The organism is Natrinema hispanicum (genome assembly GCF_900111485.1).
Lineage (GTDB): Archaea > Halobacteriota > Halobacteria > Halobacteriales > Natrialbaceae > Natrinema > Natrinema hispanicum_A.
In genome coordinates, this window is record NZ_FOIC01000006.1 from 39,189 (window position 1) to 54,179 (window position 14,991).

Here is a 14,991-nt window from a genome sequence, read left to right on the forward strand (position 1 = left end):
GCGAGCCGTACCTGACTGACAGGAGTCCGTATGACCACCGAATGGGTCGATCGACGCGGCCAAGTTACAACGTTTTTCCCGTCGCCGCTCGCTTGCACACGCATGAAGACGGACGGTGGCTCAGACGCAGCGAAACGACGCGCCGGCGAACGCGCGGCCGAGGACGTCGAAGACGGGTTCGTCGTCGGCCTCGGCACCGGGTCGACGACTGCCCACGCGATCCGGGCGCTCGGCCGGGCCGTCGACGACGGCCTCGAGATCCGCGGGATTCCAACCTCGTTTCAGTCCCGCCGGCTGGCACTCGAGGTCGGCATCCCGTTGACCGACCTCGACGCGGTCGACGGCGTCGACATCGCGATCGACGGCGCGGATCAAGTCGTCGACGATTCCGATACGGCCGCTCACGGCGCGCTCATCAAAGGCGGCGGCGCAGCCCACGCGCGCGAGAAACTCGTCGACTCGGCCGCGGATCGATTTCTCGTCGTCGCTGACCCCTCGAAGCTGACAGAGCGACTCGAGCGGCCGGTACCGGTCGAAGTGCTCCCCGATTCCCACACCCTCGCGGCGGATCGGGTTCGGGAACTGGGCGGCGAGCCGACGCTCCGGGATGCCGAGCGCAAGGACGGGCCGGTCGTGACTGATAACGGCAACCTGGTACTGGACTGTGCGTTCGGCCGGATGGACGACCCCGATAGGTTGGCGACACAGCTTTCCGCGATCCCTGGCGTCGTCGAACACGGCCTGTTTGTCGGCCTTGCTGACGTGGCCTACGTCGGACGCGAGGACGGCGTCGAGCGCCGGGACTACTGAGGTCGCCTCTCAACCGCAGACCGTATCAAGCGGCCGTCGCGTCAGCGTCGGTGTCGGCTGTTCGTTCAGTTCCCGCCGAGCGCGACAGCAAGAGCACTGTCAGGTAGAGCACACCCAGCAGCCGCGCCGCGGGCACCACCCACAACCGGAGCTCGAGGTCGTCGGTGTTGGCATACACCAGATGTTGGCTGAACGTGATGATCGGCCGCGGAACCAACACGAGTATCAGCCCGGCGAGCCCGAGTAGCGCGCTGACGAGCGTCGTTCCCTCGCGGCCGCGGAGGAGCAGCCAGACGAAGGCCAATCCCTCGAGCCGTGCGCCGGTCAGCGCCAGCGGCCGTCGCAGAGCCGTCTCGGGGTTTCGCAGGCCGATCCGCTCGCAGGCCTCGATCACTGGTCGTGGCGTGACGATTTCGACGAGCCCGAAGCCGAGCAAGAGTGTACGTAGCATGGGAACAGTTCTACCGCGGGGAGGAGGAAAAAACGCGAGTCGCTGTCGCAGTTCGTGCAGCGACAGGGCCGACGAATGGACACCTTTTCAATACCGTCACACCACCCTCCGATGGAGACGATTCGATGCCCGAGACATCCGACAGGAAAGACGATCACATCCGCATCATCGAAGAGGAAGACATCGAAACGGACGGCGCAGGGTTCGCCGATATCGACCTCGTCCACGAGGCACTGCCGGATGTCCACCGCGACGAGATCGACACGACCACCTCGCTGTTCGGCCACGACCTCGCCGCCCCCATCGTCATCGAGAGCATGACTGGCGGCCACCCGAACACGACGAAAATCAACCGGGCGCTGGCCGAAGCCGCCCAGGAGACGAATATCGCCATGGGCGTCGGCAGCCAGCGTGCCGGCCTCGAGCTCGACGACGAAGACTTACTCGAGTCCTACACGGTCGTCCGGGACGTCGCACCCGACGCCTTCCTCTATGGCAATGTCGGCGCGGCCCAACTGCTTGAGTACGATGTCGATGACGTCGAGCGCGCCGTCGAGATGATCGATGCCGACGCGATGGCGGTCCATCTGAACTTCTTACAGGAAGCCGTCCAGCCGGAGGGAGATGTCGACGCGCGCGGCTGCCTCGACGCGATCGAGGCCGTCGCCGCCGACCTCTCGGTGCCGGTGATCGTCAAGGAGACGGGCAACGGAATCGCACGTGAGACGGCGCGTCGGCTCGCCGACGCCGGTGTCGACGCCGTCGACGTCGCCGGGCAAGGCGGCACGACGTGGTCGGGAATCGAGTCCCACCGCGCGGCCGCAGTCGGTGCTGACCGTCAGGAAGCGATCGGACAGCTGTTCCGGGCCTGGGGTGTCCCCACTGCAGTGAGTACGCTCGAGGCGGCGTCCGTCCACGACTGCGTGATCGCAAGCGGCGGTGTCCGTTCTGGACTCGACATCGCGAAGGCGATTGCCCTCGGCGCGCGCGCTGGCGGGCTTGCAAAGCCGTTCCTCGCTCCGGCAGGGCAGGGGACCGACGCCGTCGTCGACTTGATCGAGACGCTTGCCCTCGAGTTACGGACGGCGATGTTCGTTACCGGATCGGCGTCGATCCCGGAACTGCGCGAGACCGACTACGTGCTACTCGGTCGAACCAACGAGTACGTGACCCAGCGCCAGCGCTGATACTGCTGGAGAACACGATTTACACCGCTCGCACGCGAAAGACGATCAGCGCTGTACGGACCTCTGTCTCTCAGTACGTGTCTATCGATCGATCTCGAGGGAACTGGCTAGCGACGGATACGCGCGACTCTCGGTCGCGGCGTCGATAAAAAACGAAGCAGTCTCGACCTTACAGGTCGCGGGGCTGGACCGTCTTCCGGTCGTTGGCCTCTGCGCGTCGGGCAGCGTCGTCGAGCAGCTCGGAGACCTCCTCGTCGAGGGCGTCGTAGAAGTCCGAGGCGACGTTTTTGTCATCGAGCGCTTCCTTTACGGCGGCTTTGACGATAAGATCTGCCATACGATCTATTTCTTTCCCGTTACCCTATATAAGAATTGTGCTTACTACCGGAAATACGGGGGTTGCAGCGGTTGATTCGCCGGTTTCGATGACCAGACTCACCGGAAAGTATATGTCTAATGAGCGACCGGGTTCGATTTCGAAGGCGGTTATTCACCGGATTCCGGCTCGCGCGCGGTCCTCCGGGGCTCGCGCGCACGTTCAGTACCAGTCCAACCAGCCCAGACCCCTCGTTCGCTCGGTTGTTCTCGACGCTAGGTCGACGGATTCGAGTGTCTCGGCCGCGGAGAGCGTGTATGCGTGAACTCCTCGACGCCGTCGCCGATGGTACCGTTTCGCCAGCGGCGGCCGAGGCCGAACTCAGGGGGTATGCCACCGGCGAGGCGGGCCGGTTCGACGCAGCCCGCGACCAGCGCCGTGGGGTCCCAGAAGCGATCTTTGCGGAGGGAAAATCGATCCCGCAAGTCGTCGCACTGGCCGAAACCGCACTCGAAACGACCGGGCGAGCACTGCTTACCCGTGTCTCTGACCCGCAGTTTGCCGCTCTCGAAGACTACATCGCGGAGACGACTCCGGACGCGACGATCGACCGCCACAGCGGCGCGGTTCGGGTGATGACTGTCGACTACGAGCCGCCGTCGCTCGAGGCGACTATCGGCATCGCCACCGGCGGGACGGTCGACGAGGCAGTCGCCGACGAAGCCGAGGCCGTCTGTCTGGACGCCGGCGCGACGATCGATCGGGTCGACGACGTCGGTGTTGCAGCGCTGTCTCGCACGCTCGATCAACTCGACCGTTTCCGCGACGCTGACGTGATGATCGTCGCTGCCGGCCGGGAGGGTGCCTTGCCGACCGTCGTCGCCGGTCTCGTCGATACGCCGGTCATCGGCGTCCCTGTCTCGAGTGGCTACGGGTACGGCGGCGACGGCGAGGCGGCACTCGCCGGGATGTTACAGTCCTGTACTGTTCTCTCGGTCGTCAACGTCGACGCGGGCTTTGTCGCTGGCGCACAGGCGACCCTGATCGCACAGGCGATCGCCACGGCTCGTGATTGACACGCATACTTAGTTAGGGAAAAATACTTCCTGCTACCGGAAAGCCAAACAGTGTTTGGAGAAGACTATTTAACTGTTCACCCGGTATAATCGAGTACCGGCTTCGGCCGGTGTGTCCAATGCCCAAGTGTGACCACTGCGGCGCGCACGTCTCCGAACGGTTCGCACGCGTTTTCGCCAACGAACGCGGTGAGATACACGCGTGTGTCAGCTGTTCGGCGAACGCTGGAATCGCTGAAGCCGCGAAAGAACGCGCTCGCGGCGTCTGAACGTATCGCGACGACCGATCAGGACCCCTACGGACGTGAGACTTTTTGCGGCTCCGTCCCATTCGACAGTCGATGGCTGAGGCTGCCCACGTCGTCTACGTCCTCGAGTGTGCTGATGGCTCTCTCTACACTGGCTACACGACCGACCTCGAGCGACGCGTGGCCGAACACGACGCCGGCGACGGTGCGAAATACACCCGTGGGCGGACACCGGTCGAACTCCGCTATCACGAGCGGTTCGACTCGAAATCAGCTGCGATGTCCCGTGAGTACGAGATCAAGCAGCTTTCGCGTGCCGAAAAAGAACGGCTCGTCGGACTCGAGTGAGCCGTGTTCACACACATAGGCCCGCCTGCCAGTCCAGTGGCCGGTCTCGGAGCCGACCTGTCCGTCCGACAACTAAATGTGTGATGGTGATGACAATCGTCTCGAGATGCAACTCGACGTCGTCGACGAACTCAGACAGCCCGACTACACGGGCGAAAACCGCTGCGAACCGTGTACCGTCTTGAACCTGGCTATCGCGATGGTCACCGGTTCCCTCATCGCGCGGAAATCACGCCTTGGCGGCCTTCTCGCTGTCGTGATTTCGATCGCGGTGATCTACCTGCGAGGGTATCTCGTCCCCGGCACGCCGACGCTGACCAAGCGGTATCTCCCGCCGACAGTCCTCCGCTGGTTCGGCAAGGACCCCGACCCTGATGTGGCGAGCGGTCTCGGTGGTGCCGACACCGCGGCGACTGCAGACATCGATACGGATCACGGCAATACCGACTCAGCCGACGCTGACGATGTGACAAGCCGCGATGTGGATGCGGCGGCCGAACCCGACACCACCGCCGGCGAGGCCGATGAACTCGCTGACGCCTTCGAACTCGACCTCGAGACGCTGTTTCTCGAGCACGATGTCCTCGAGCCCTGCGACGACCGGGACGATCTCTGTCTGACCGACGCCTTCGAGGCCGACTGGTTCGACGAGATCGACGCCGTCGAGGAGTCGGGGCTCGACGCTGCGGCCGCCGTCGACGCGTTCGGGTTCGACGCCGCTCCAGACGAGTTTGACCTCGACGACCGCGACGAAGCCCGCACGTTGCGCTCCCCGTCCGGCGTGGCGGGTCGCTGGCCCTCTCGTGCCGCGTTGCTCGCTGACGTCGCTGCCAGCCGCGTTCTCGAGTCGTGGGTGCCCGACTGGGACGCCTACCAGCCCGAGACGAAGGGGGCGGTGCTCAACGGACTTCGGATGTTCCTCGAGACCTGTCCGTCCGGTGGCGACGTACGCATGGGCGAGGACGTCGTCGAATCCTGCTGTAGCTCCCACAAGGTCGTCGCGGTCACCTGCGAGGAGACGGGCGAACGGCTCTTCGAACAGCGTCTCGCCAACGTCGACGCCTGAGTCGGTCTGCTGTGGTGTGACTTGCCATCTTTCTGTGGTCGCAGTCGCCCGTCGCTTTTTTCGCACCGGCCCGCGACCACCGCACCATGGAGACGATTAGCTTCGGTACCGATGGCTGGCGGGCGACGCTCGAGGAGTTTACGACGCCACGTGTCCGGATGGTCGGACAGGCGGTGGCGACGTATCTCGACGATGAGGGGCTCGAGGGTCCGGTTGCGGTCGGATACGACGCCCGCGAGACCTCCCGCGGGTTCGCCGAGGAACTGTCGCGAGTGCTGTGTGCAAACGGGTTTGACGTGGTGCTCTCCGATCGGGACCGGCCGACGCCGCTGGTCGCCCACGCGATCGTCGACCGCGAGCTGGCGGGCGCGCTCGTCATTACGGCCTCGCACAATCCGCCCGAGTACAACGGCGTGAAGTTCATTCCCGACGACGGCGCGCCGGCGCTGCCCGCCGTCACCGATGCCATCGCGGATCGCCTTGCCGAACCCGAGTCGCTTCCCGAAGCCGACCACGGCACCGTCCGCGAGGTCGACTTTACCGAGTCCCACGCGGACGCCATCTTCGATCTGGTCGAATCGATCACCGGCAGCACCGACCTCTCGGGGCTGTCCGTCGCCTACGACGCCATGCACGGCAGCGGCCGCGGAACCACCGACGCGGTCCTCGAGCGCGCCGGGGCCGACCTCGAACGCTTCCGGTGCGAGCGCGATCCCGACTTCGGCGGTGGCTCGCCCGAACCCGCCGCGGAGAACCTTGAGACGCTGATCGAAACCGTCACCGACGACAGCGGCGTCGATCTCGGGATCGCCAACGACGGCGACGCCGACCGCATCGCCGTCGTCACGCCCGAGCGTGGCTATCTCGACGAGAACCTGTTTTTCGCCGCGCTGTACGACTATCTGCTCGAGGACGCGTCCGGATCGGCAGTCCGGACCGTCTCGACAACGTATCTGATCGACCGGATCGCCGAGGCCCACGGCGAGACCGTCCAGGAGGTCCCGGTCGGCTTCAAATGGGTCGCCGAGGCGATGGCCGAGGGCAACGCGCTCGTCGGCGGCGAGGAGTCCGGCGGCTTCACGGTTCGTGGCCATGTCCGCGAGAAAGACGGCGTGTTGATGGCGTTGCTCGCGGCCACAATGCACGCCGACGAGCCACTGGACGAGCGAGTCGACCGACTCCTCGAGACCCACGGGACTGTCGTTCAGGACAAGCTCAGCGTCGACTGTCCCGACAGCGAAAAGACGCGGGTCCTCGAGGATCTCGAGACGGCGATCCCCGAAACCGTCGCAGACACCGCCGTCGAGGACGTCAACACTGCCGACGGGTTCAAACTCCTGCTGGCCGACGGCTCGTGGCTGCTCGTTCGCCCCAGTGGGACAGAACCAGTGTTGCGGGTCTACGCCGAGGCAGCGGACGAGAAACGGGTTCGTGAGTTGCTCGAAGCGGGTCGAGAACTGCTCGAGCCGCTCGTGTGACCGGCTGACTCGGCTGCGTTCGTCAGTCGACCCGTTCTGCTGGGACGCCGACGACAGTCGTACCGGGTTCGACGTCCTGTGTGACGACAGAGCCGGCACCGACGGCCGCGTTTTCGCCGATCGTGATGTCGCCGAGCAGCGTCGCGTTGGCTCCCAATTGCGCACCCGATTCGACCGTCGGATGGCGCTTGACCGGTTCGTTCGTGGCCCCACCGAGCGTGACGCCGTGGTACATGTGGACGTCGTCGCCGATCTCTGCCGTCTCGCCGATGACGACGCCCATCCCGTGATCGATCGTCACCCGACGACCGAGATCCGCGCCCGGGTGGATCTCGACACCGGTCAACAGCCGCACGAGCTGCGAGAGCAGCCGCGCTACGAATTGCTCGCCAGTCCCGCCGCCGGTCCAGCATCGGTGTGCGATCCGGTAGGCCCAGACCGCGTGCAGCCCCGGATAGCAACACAGCACCTCGAGCCACCCCTTCGCTGCAGGGTCACGCTCGCGCATCGCTCGCATGTCCTCGTAGATGCGCCTAAACATCAGCCTCGATCGTCACCCCTGTCGATCCGGTCTCGAGGCGTCGTCGGTTCCGAGACGGACGCAAGCGACAACACCGGCCCACGACGTGCCGTGGCTGGTTCCGATCGGTACACACAGTCGAGCCGGGAGCTCCCATGTCAGACAGTAGCCGTGGGAGACGTGTTAAAGCGTCCCTTTCCGTAGTCGCGTGCCGGCTCACGTCTCTCACTCCCCGCGTGCGAGCCGCGTTCCGATACGATCGGGAAGTCCGGCCTCGTCGACGGCCGTCTGCACCGCCTCGATGTCGTAGTCGACGCGCTCGGTCTCGACGGTCAGCGCCTCGAGATCCACGACGGCGTACCCCGCCCGCGGATCTCCATCGCGGGGCTGGCCGACACTGCCGGGGTTGACGACGATCCCCTCGGCGAACCGCTCGACGCCCTGAACGTGCGTATGACCGAGCACCAGGACGTCCTCGTCGCCGAGCAGCCGCGGTGTAAACTCCTGCAGGTAGGTATATCTGGTATAGCGATCCGGATCGTCCGGATGGCCGTGGACGAGCTTCAGCCGCCCGTCGTCGACGTGGCGCTCGGTCGGGAGTTCGGCAAGCCACTCGAGCTGGTCGTCCGAGAGCTGTTTTTCGGCGTGCTCGACGCCCGCCTGCGCCATGCCGTTGAACCGGAAGGAAGTCTCCGCGGCGACGGCGGCGTCGTGGTTGCCCATCACCGTCGGTATGTCCCGCTCTCGCAGCATGTCGACACAGTCAGCCGGCCAGGGGTTGTAGCCGACCACGTCCCCTGCACAGCACAGTTCGTCGACGTCGGGCATGGCCTCGAGGACGGCCTCGAGTGCGACCCGGTTCCCGTGGATATCCGAGATGAGTCCGATCTTCATGCCCATAGCTATCAGGTGCCAGTAATTTGTAGGTTATCCAGCAGTCCATCGCAGCGGCCGGCAGCCGCCGCCGGTGCCCGTTCGGTAGCGATCGCTCACGGCTCCCTGTCGTATCTGGCGAGAAACGCAAACCGCGATGCTCAGTTGCCGTTTTCGATCGCCGTCTCGAACCCGTCGTCAGTCAGTGCGACGCCAGCCGCACAGACGGCGTGCTCGAACTCGTGGTCGTAGACCTCGCTCGCGGCCGCGTCGGCGCTGTCTGCCTCGAGATCGAACGCTTCGGGGGCATCTTTCTCGTAGGTCGCAACCAGCGTCGGCTCGTCGACGGTCTCGACGAGCAGCGCATCCTTGCGAACCGTGCCGATCATGGCCTCGCCATCGTCGCCGATCGTCGCCGCGATCCGGGGCGTGTCGTAGTCGTCCTTTTCGTAATCGAGTGCCAGCAGGCTCTCCGCGAGCGCGTCGCGAGCGGGATAGCCGAGTTCGAGTTTCTCCGCGATCGGGTCGACGTGTGAGCCGTTGCCGAAAGCAGCCGTCTCACCTGTTGGCGTCTCGACGACGCGCAGGCAGTTGTAGGAGACGTAGGGGTTGTCCGTCTCCGGTGCGTCGTCGGTCGGCCCGACGGTGAGCGCTTCCTCTCGAGCGGTAATCTCGCGGTTGGGGAACGAGCGTGAAGAGACGCGATACGCGCCGACCTCGGGGCCGACGACGACGAATCGTCCGACGTACATACTCGGGGGTGCGCGAGAGCGGGAAAAAGGAATGTCGGTTCGCGCTCGAGCGGCTGAATTCGCCGGTATCGGGCGAGATTTTATACGCGATAACGCGGCCAACGGTAGTGTGACGACGGACGAGGAGTGTCTCGAGGCCCTTCGGGAGGCCGCCGACCGACTCGGTGAGTCGCCGACGAAAGCACAGTACGAGGAGTTGGGGTTGACACCGGCTTCTGCGACTATCATTCGAACATGTGGTAGTTGGAACGGCGCGAAAGAGCGTGCAGGATTGGCAACGGCACCGTCTACTGGCTCTCGCGTACCGCCGAAACCTGACGATGTTGATCTCCCGTCGAATCTCGACTGGGAAGAGCTTTCAGTCGATCAGCGATGGCACTATCGGAATACCGAATGGAATGCAGAACGAACGTTACGTCGTCGTTCTCGACTCCGGTCGTGGCTCAACGAACAAAAGCGAGACCGTGGGTGTTCCCAATGCAATATCGAGACTATCGCTTGTCTCGATTTCCACCACGTCGATGAAACGACAAAGAAGATGGCGGTCGGACGAATGGTTACGTTCGGCTACGGAAAAGACGCACTTCGTGATGAAATTCGAAAATGTACTGTTCTCTGTGCTAACTGTCACCGAAATAAACACTACACGCCACCGCAACGCGAACGGAAACGATGGGTACACGCTCAAAAGCGTGATATGGGTGGATGTGTGCGGTGTGAAGAGTCAAATCCAGCTTGCCTTGACTTCCATCATAATAATGATAAGAGAGCAACTGTTGCAGAATTACTCTCTGATAACAGATCGAAGGACCGAATTCGCTCTGAGATCAACCGGTGTACCGTTCTCTGTGCGAACTGCCACCGGATGGAACACTACGACCCATCGATCGAATAATTGCCATCAAGGCGAGCCTTTCTCCAGCGTGGGTCGCTGTTCCATGCGTCGTCCAGGTTCGTAACACTCTAATATGAACACGCGCTATGATTAAGTACCTCGTCGGTAGTTGAAACCGACGAAGACATATCAGTCCATTGGGGTAGTGGCCAATCCTGAAGCCTTCTGGGGGCTTCGACCCTGGTTCGAATCCAGGATGGACTACTTCTCTTCCGTTTCGACTCGAGCACCTTCTTAGCTCCTGCCGCCGATCTCCAGTCGAAACGAAGGGGTCTGCTGGTAGCGCTCGAGTCACCAGAACTGATCTCTCATCGCCGCCGGTAGCGAGCCGGTAGAATCGACGGACCCTCCTTGTTGTAACCGACGAGCACTGCCGTAACGCCCTGAGTGGCTACCGGTCGGACCGCTCGTAGGCCCCTGCTCGCTCGAGTTCGCCCCGTTTCTGTAGCACATTGGGCGTCCGACAGATACCCGGTGCGCCGGTCACCTGTGGCACTGTACAGTTGTTACAGCTCTCGCAGACGACACGCGGCCCATCGCCGTCCGGTTCGACCTCGAGCAGCCGCGCGCCCAGCCGCGGTTCGGCGTAGAAGGGCCGGGCCAGTCCGACCATATCGCAGGCGGGAGTTTCGTTCCCGCTCGAGTCGAGCAGCCGATCCATCTCCTCGCGCCCCCGAATCCCACCCTCCGCGAGGACGGGGATCGATACCTGCTCGCGGACGCGCCGACAGAACTCCTCGTTCCACGCCGGCTCAAAGTCATACTGGAGCGACTGGACGCGATTCGCCAGCGCGACGAGCCGTCGTCGAGTCGCGCCGCCGAAGGCTGCGTCGTATGCGTCCTGCAGGGCCCCGTTCTCCCACGCGCGTTCGGGATACGCTCCGCGAACGATGCTCATGTCCCAGGTGACCGACGTCTGGACGGGGACAACCGCGTCGTAGCCGATCCGCTCGAGTCGGCGGGCGATCTCGATCCCATCCGCGAGCGAGAGGTTCCGCCGAACGATGGGCGCGGGCGGGGCGGGCGTCTCGGCGGGTACCTTGGTCACCAGCGGCACGTCGCCCGCCCGCTCGCGGATCTCGTCGTGGACGACTGCGAGAAACGTGAGGCGAGCCTCGGGTGAGCCGCCGAACTCGTCATCGCGCCGGTTGTAAAACGGCGAGAGAAACTGCTGGACGATCCCCATGTTTGCCCCGGCGAGGTGAATCCCGTCGTAGCCCGCGTCGACGGCGCGAGCCGCCGCGCGGCCGAAGTCGGCGGCGAGGTCGTACACCTCCGCGGTCGAGAGGACGTGTGGATCGTACTCGAGGAATCCGATCCGATCCAGCAGCCGCAACTGCCACGGCGGTTCCGACACTGCGAGTTGCTCGAGGCCCGGATGCTCCGTTCGGTACTCGGCGTGCCAAGTCTCCATACTCCGCAGGCCCCCGTGCTCGAGCTGGATGAAAATCCGGCTTCCGTGGTCGTGAATCCGGTCGGTCAGCCGAGAGAGTCGGGCGACGAAGTCGGGGTCGTGAACGCGGGTCATCCCCGGCGCGGCACAGCCGCCCTCGCCGCGGACGATCGTCGCGCCCTGGCAGATGAGCCCGACGCCCGACTCGGCGGCCGGTTCGAGGTCGTCGATCAGCGTGTCGACCGCGTCGGGGCCGTTGCCCGCACACTCGAGTAGGGGTGCGCGATAGAGCCGGTTGGGGACCGTCACACCGCCGATCTTGATGGGATCCTCGAGCGTTGCCATGGGGGCCGTATCACGTGCCCGGGCAAGAGTGTAGTGCCGGTCGGCGACCGACTGCCGTCTTGGCACGAGCCGTCGGCATCGCGTCGCCGGCTAGCTCAGGGTGGGAGGATGACCGCCCGGCCTTCGATTTCGTTGTGCTCGAGGCGTTCGGCGACCGTGTTGATCTCGCCGAGATCGTGGCGTTCGGTACGCAGTTCAACTTCGCCGCGATCAACGAGCGCGACGAGTTCCTGGAGTTCGGCGTACTTGCCGACCAGCGTCCCTCGGTAGGCGAACTCGCCGTTGACCAGCGCCTGGCTGGGTTCGTGGATGTGGCCGCCGTAGCCGACGATGTGGTGGTCGCCCCCGGCGGCGACGATCTCGGGTGCCAGTCCCGTCGTCTCGTCGCCGCCGACGAAGTCGATGACCTGCTGGGCCCCATCGTCGTCGGTCAAATCGGCGATGACGTCCGGGAGGTCCTCGTCGGAAGCATTGACCGTGTGGTGTGCGCCTATCTCGTCCGCGAGCTCGAGTGCCTCGTCTTTGATGTCGACGGCGACGATGTCCGCGGCGCTCATCGCCTCGAGACACTGCACCCCGATGTGGCCGAGGCCGCCGACACCAATGACGACGCTGGTGTCGCCGGGATTCAGCTCGTCGACCGCCTTCTTGACGGCGTGGTAGGCCGTAATCCCCGCGTCGGCGTGGGGGGCGATGTCGGTCGGATCGACGCCGTCGGGCAGCGGAATCACGGCGCGCTCGTTGGTCAGGAGGTACTCGGCGAAGCCGCCGTTAGTCGTGAGGCCATTGAACGCGCTATTTTTGCAGTACATGTCCTCGCCGAGCCGGCAGGGACGGCAGATGCCACAGGTCTGGACGGGATGGCAGATCACCGGGTCGCCTTCTTCGACCAGCGTTACTTCATCGCCAGTTTCGGCGACGATCCCCGCGTTTTCGTGGCCCAGCGTCATCGGCAGGTCCTGTGGGGCGTACTCTTCCCACATCCCTTCGATGATGTGGTTGTCTGTCTGACACCAGCCCGCGCCCTCGACCTCGATCAACACGCCGTCGGACCGTTCGATATCCGGCCGGTCGATATCGTCGATCGAGAGCGCGTCGCTCATGTCCTCGGTGTATCCGTGGAGTCTGGCTGCTTGCATGGGACTGACACACAGTTCACCGTCATCCGTGATAACATTCCCCTCGCCTCTCGTGTCACATGAGTGTTTTGGATTTGATACTACTACCCACCACCGCTAATTTTGGCCGCGAAAATCGATCCGAGTGTCGCATTCATCTCTGCCTGAAAAAGAGTAATGGGTAGTGGTACCGATGTGCATGGTACGATGTATCAGCACAACGGAGAGGAGATCTTCGTCATCGACGGCCACGTGCACCTGTGGGACGCGACGGAGGAGAATATCCAACACCAGGGAGGGGAAGAGTTCATCCAGTGTTTCTATGACTATCACACGACGTTCACGCCCGAGGAACGCCAGTGGGACATCGACGAGTATCGCAAGTACGGCGCTGACCGGATGGTCGAGGACCTGTTCGGCAACGCTGCCGCCGACATGGCCATTTTCCAGCCGACGTACCTCACCGACTTTTACGACGAGGGATTCAACACCACCGAGCAGAACGCCGAACTCGCGACCGAACACCCCGAGCGATTCGTCTTAAACGGTACCTTCGACCCCCGTGATGGCGAGGAGGGCCTCGAGTACCTCGAGGAACTCCATGAGAAATACGATATCCCCGGCGTCAAGCTCTATACCGCCGAGTGGCGCGGTGACTCGAAAGGGTGGCGACTCGACGACGAGGACGCCTTCGAGTTCTTGGAGAAGTGTCAGGAACTCGGGATCGAGAACATCCACGCTCACAAAGGACCGACGATCCGCCCCCTCAACCGCGACGCGTTCGACGTGAAAGACGTCGACGATGCGGCCTCGTCGTTCCCGGAACTCAACTTCATCGTCGAGCACGTCGGCCTGCCACGGCTGGACGACTTCTGCTGGATCGCCGCCCAGGAGACGAACGTCTACGGCGGACTGGCCGTCGCCGCGCCGTTCGCCCAGAACCGACCGGGCAAGTTCTCCGAGATCATGTCCGAACTGCTGTGGTGGCTCGGCGAGGACCGCGTCCTCTTTGGCTCGGACTACGCACTGTGGAACCCCGATTGGCTCGTCGAGGAGGTTCTGGAAGCCGAACTCACCGAGGAACACCGCGCGGAGTACGGCGTCGAGTGGGACCTCGAGACGAAAAAGAAGGTCATGGGCGAGAACATCGCCGACCTCTACGACATCGACATCGAGGCGAAACGCCAGACGTTCGAAGACGACGAGATCAGCCAGCAGTTCGAGCTCGAGGACCACTACGCGAGCGAAGAACCCGCAGCCGCAGACGACTGATGAGTACGCAGACATCCGACGGCCCCGCGCCCGCGCGAGCGGCCGTCCGCGATCAACTCGATCGGGTCACCGATCCGGAACTCGACCGTTCGATCGTCGCGCTCGAGTACGTCGACGCGATCGAGATCGACGGTGGCCACGTTAGTGTCGACCTCACGCTGCCGACGGCGTGGTGTTCGCCGGCCTTCGCGTGGATGATGGCCGTCGACGCCCGCGACGAGATCGAATCGCTGCCGGCGGTCGAGGAGGCCCGGATCACGCTCCACGAACACATGCACGAGACGGAAATCAACCGCGGCGTCAACGAAGATCTCTCGTTCGCCGAGGCGTTTCCGGACGCCGACGGCGACGTCGCCGCAGTCCGCGCGGAACTCGACGACAAGGCCCGCGTCGCCCGCCAGTACGACGCGGTCGAGGCGCTGCTCGAGGCCGGACTCGACGCCAGGGCGATTGTCGACGTTCGACTGCGAGATCTCGAGTACGTCGACGGAGCTGATTCCGTCTCGATCTACGTCCGCGACAGCTCCTTTGCCGTCACCGTTCCGGAAGCGCCGCTCGAGCGCTACCTGGAGAAGACCCGCGAAATCGGCCTCGTCTCGGCCCCGGCCGACCGCCTGTTTCGAACGCCGGAGGGCGAGCCGATCGATCCCGACTCGTTCGATCTCGTCCACCGACGTGGCCGCCTCGCACAGGTCAATATGTCGAGTCAGGGTGGCATCTGTGATGGCCTTCGAGAGGCACGGGAGGGTCGGCTCGAGGAAACTGCAGGCGACTGACGGTGCAGCGGTGGAACCGGAGCGTCATCGGGATCGCTGTTCCCCACTGCGCTCTGGCCCGGTCATC

General features: G+C 64.0%; 17 protein-coding genes and 1 tRNA gene. 11 read left to right on the plus strand and 7 right to left on the minus strand.

Features of this window, described 5'->3' with window-relative positions:
* Positions 1 to 102 precede the first annotated feature (102 nt).
* Entirely contained in the window at positions 103 to 810 is a 708-nt protein-coding gene (gene rpiA, locus BSG09_RS07740) for a ribose-5-phosphate isomerase RpiA (protein WP_092931835.1), read from the plus strand.
* A 25-nt stretch (positions 811 to 835) separates the two neighbouring features.
* Here the strand turns inward: rpiA and BSG09_RS07745 are convergent, their stop codons facing one another.
* A complete protein-coding gene (locus tag BSG09_RS07745) occupies positions 836 to 1,261 on the minus strand; it encodes a hypothetical protein (protein ID WP_092931837.1) in 426 nt (141 codons plus the stop codon).
* A gap of 125 nt (positions 1,262 to 1,386) precedes the next feature.
* Here BSG09_RS07745 and fni point away from each other — a divergent pair, with 125 nt between their 5' ends.
* The gene (gene fni / locus BSG09_RS07750; protein ID WP_092932097.1) at positions 1,387 to 2,448 is read left to right on the plus strand and encodes a type 2 isopentenyl-diphosphate Delta-isomerase; all 1,062 of its coding nucleotides are present in this window, start codon (positions 1,387 to 1,389) and stop codon (positions 2,446 to 2,448) included.
* A 169-nt stretch (positions 2,449 to 2,617) separates the two neighbouring features.
* On the opposite strand, the gene BSG09_RS07755 is transcribed toward fni, so the two are convergent.
* Positions 2,618 to 2,785 (minus strand): DUF1931 family protein, encoded by a 168-nt coding sequence (locus BSG09_RS07755; protein ID WP_008013450.1) that lies wholly within the window; start codon positions 2,783 to 2,785, stop codon positions 2,618 to 2,620.
* 296 nt (positions 2,786 to 3,081) lie between these two features.
* Here BSG09_RS07755 and larB point away from each other — a divergent pair, with 296 nt between their 5' ends.
* The 5 genes from larB (at position 3,082) to BSG09_RS07775 (ending at position 6,980) form a co-directional block, all read left to right on the plus strand.
* Entirely contained in the window at positions 3,082 to 3,840 is a 759-nt protein-coding gene (gene larB / locus BSG09_RS07760; RefSeq protein ID WP_092931839.1) for a nickel pincer cofactor biosynthesis protein LarB, read from the plus strand.
* Positions 3,841 to 3,959: 119 nt separating this feature from the next.
* The gene (locus BSG09_RS20740; protein ID WP_175542167.1) at positions 3,960 to 4,109 is read left to right on the plus strand and encodes a DUF7563 family protein; all 150 of its coding nucleotides are present in this window, start codon (positions 3,960 to 3,962) and stop codon (positions 4,107 to 4,109) included.
* Between the two features lie 72 nt (positions 4,110 to 4,181).
* Positions 4,182 to 4,436 (plus strand): GIY-YIG nuclease family protein, encoded by a 255-nt coding sequence (locus BSG09_RS07765; RefSeq protein ID WP_092931841.1) that lies wholly within the window; start codon positions 4,182 to 4,184, stop codon positions 4,434 to 4,436.
* Positions 4,437 to 4,542: 106 nt separating this feature from the next.
* A complete protein-coding gene (locus BSG09_RS07770) occupies positions 4,543 to 5,502 on the plus strand; it encodes a hypothetical protein (RefSeq protein WP_092932099.1) in 960 nt (319 codons plus the stop codon).
* Between the two features lie 86 nt (positions 5,503 to 5,588).
* Positions 5,589 to 6,980 (plus strand): phosphoglucomutase/phosphomannomutase family protein, encoded by a 1,392-nt coding sequence (locus BSG09_RS07775; RefSeq protein WP_092931843.1) that lies wholly within the window; start codon positions 5,589 to 5,591, stop codon positions 6,978 to 6,980.
* A gap of 22 nt (positions 6,981 to 7,002) precedes the next feature.
* Here BSG09_RS07775 and cysE read toward each other — a convergent pair whose 3' ends face one another.
* From cysE to BSG09_RS07790, 3 genes are all read right to left on the minus strand, one after another.
* Positions 7,003 to 7,521 carry a serine O-acetyltransferase gene (gene cysE, locus BSG09_RS07780; RefSeq protein WP_092931845.1) on the minus strand — a complete coding sequence of 173 codons (519 nt, stop codon included), beginning with the start codon at positions 7,519 to 7,521 and terminating at the stop codon, positions 7,003 to 7,005.
* A 204-nt stretch (positions 7,522 to 7,725) separates the two neighbouring features.
* Positions 7,726 to 8,394: a metallophosphoesterase family protein gene (locus tag BSG09_RS07785; RefSeq protein ID WP_092932101.1), complete on the minus strand. Its 669-nt coding sequence runs from the start codon at positions 8,392 to 8,394 to the stop codon at positions 7,726 to 7,728.
* A gap of 140 nt (positions 8,395 to 8,534) precedes the next feature.
* Positions 8,535 to 9,125, minus strand: a complete 591-nt coding sequence (locus tag BSG09_RS07790; RefSeq protein ID WP_092931847.1) for an IMP cyclohydrolase — start codon at positions 9,123 to 9,125, stop codon at positions 8,535 to 8,537.
* Positions 9,126 to 9,234: 109 nt separating this feature from the next.
* Here BSG09_RS07790 and BSG09_RS21260 point away from each other — a divergent pair, with 109 nt between their 5' ends.
* The gene (locus BSG09_RS21260; protein WP_092932103.1) at positions 9,235 to 10,020 is read left to right on the plus strand and encodes a homing endonuclease associated repeat-containing protein; all 786 of its coding nucleotides are present in this window, start codon (positions 9,235 to 9,237) and stop codon (positions 10,018 to 10,020) included.
* A 131-nt stretch (positions 10,021 to 10,151) separates the two neighbouring features.
* A tRNA-Gln gene (locus BSG09_RS07800) sits at positions 10,152 to 10,224 on the plus strand.
* A gap of 187 nt (positions 10,225 to 10,411) precedes the next feature.
* On the opposite strand, the gene BSG09_RS07805 is transcribed toward BSG09_RS07800, so the two are convergent.
* Positions 10,412 to 11,758: an oxidoreductase gene (locus tag BSG09_RS07805; RefSeq protein WP_092931849.1), complete on the minus strand. Its 1,347-nt coding sequence runs from the start codon at positions 11,756 to 11,758 to the stop codon at positions 10,412 to 10,414.
* A 95-nt stretch (positions 11,759 to 11,853) separates the two neighbouring features.
* Positions 11,854 to 12,897 (minus strand): NAD(P)-dependent alcohol dehydrogenase, encoded by a 1,044-nt coding sequence (locus BSG09_RS07810; RefSeq protein WP_092931851.1) that lies wholly within the window; start codon positions 12,895 to 12,897, stop codon positions 11,854 to 11,856.
* A gap of 186 nt (positions 12,898 to 13,083) precedes the next feature.
* Between BSG09_RS07810 and BSG09_RS07815 the strand changes: the two genes are divergently transcribed.
* Both BSG09_RS07815 and BSG09_RS07820 read left to right on the plus strand, forming a co-directional pair.
* Positions 13,084 to 14,148 (plus strand): amidohydrolase family protein, encoded by a 1,065-nt coding sequence (locus BSG09_RS07815; protein WP_092931853.1) that lies wholly within the window; start codon positions 13,084 to 13,086, stop codon positions 14,146 to 14,148.
* Entirely contained in the window at positions 14,148 to 14,924 is a 777-nt protein-coding gene (locus tag BSG09_RS07820) for an iron-sulfur cluster assembly protein (protein ID WP_092931855.1), read from the plus strand. Before BSG09_RS07815 ends, BSG09_RS07820 begins: the two co-directional genes overlap by 1 nt.
* The last annotated feature ends 67 nt before the right edge of the window (positions 14,925 to 14,991 follow it).